This is a genomic window from Paractinoplanes polyasparticus (assembly GCF_019710575.1).
Classification (GTDB): domain Bacteria; phylum Actinomycetota; class Actinomycetes; order Mycobacteriales; family Micromonosporaceae; genus Actinoplanes; species Actinoplanes polyasparticus.
Genome location: NZ_JAHWFK010000121.1, coordinates 1 through 801, shown reverse-complemented (window position 1 = coordinate 801; position 801 = coordinate 1). Strand labels below are relative to the sequence as shown.

At 68.3% G+C, this 801-nt stretch carries 1 protein-coding gene; it reads left to right on the top strand.

Features of this window, described 5'->3' with window-relative positions; genetic code table 11:
• On the top strand, nucleotides 1–801 hold an 801-nt coding region (locus KXC43_RS50290; RefSeq protein ID WP_221383436.1), incomplete at both ends, for a glycoside hydrolase 43 family protein.

The window sequence follows — 801 nt, the reverse complement described above, 5'->3', positions numbered from 1 at the left end:
GACATCATCCGGGTCGGGGACGCCTACTACTACTCGGCGTCGACCATGCACTACTCGCCCGGCGCGCCCATCCTGCGCTCGTACGACCTGGTCAACTGGGAGTACGCCGGGCACTCGGTGCCCCGGCTCGACTTCGACTCCACCGCCTACGACCTCACCGGCGCCCGCGCCTACGTCAAGGGCATCTGGGCCTCGGCGTTCAACCACCGGCCCAGCAACAACACCTACTACTGGCTGGGCTGCACCGAGTTCAACCGCACCTACGTCTACACCGCCGCCGCGGTCGACGCCGCCTGGTCGAAGAAGGCCCGGATCAACAAGTGCTACTACGACGCCGGGCTGCTGTTCGACAACGACACCCCGTACGTCGCCTACGGCAACGGCACGATCAGCGTCGCCCAGCTCAACACCGACCTGACCGCCGAGGTGCGCTCCCAGACGGTCTACCAGACCCCGTCGAACATCGGCACGCTCGAAGGCGCCCGGATGTACAAGCGCGGCAACTACTACTACATCTGGCTGACCCGCCCCGCCAACGGCCAATACGTGCTGCGCTCCACCAGCCCCTGGGGCCCCTACGAACAACGCCAGGTCCTGCTCGACCTGCCCGGCCCGATCTCCGGCGGCGGGGTCCCGCACCAGGGCGGCCTGGTCCAGACCCAGAACGGCGACTGGTGGTACATGGCCTTCACCGACGCCTACCCCGGCGGCCGCATGCCCACCCTGGCCCCGATCACCTGGAGCGGCGACGGCTGGCCGGTCCTGCAGACCGTCAACGGACGGTGGGGAGCCACCTATCCG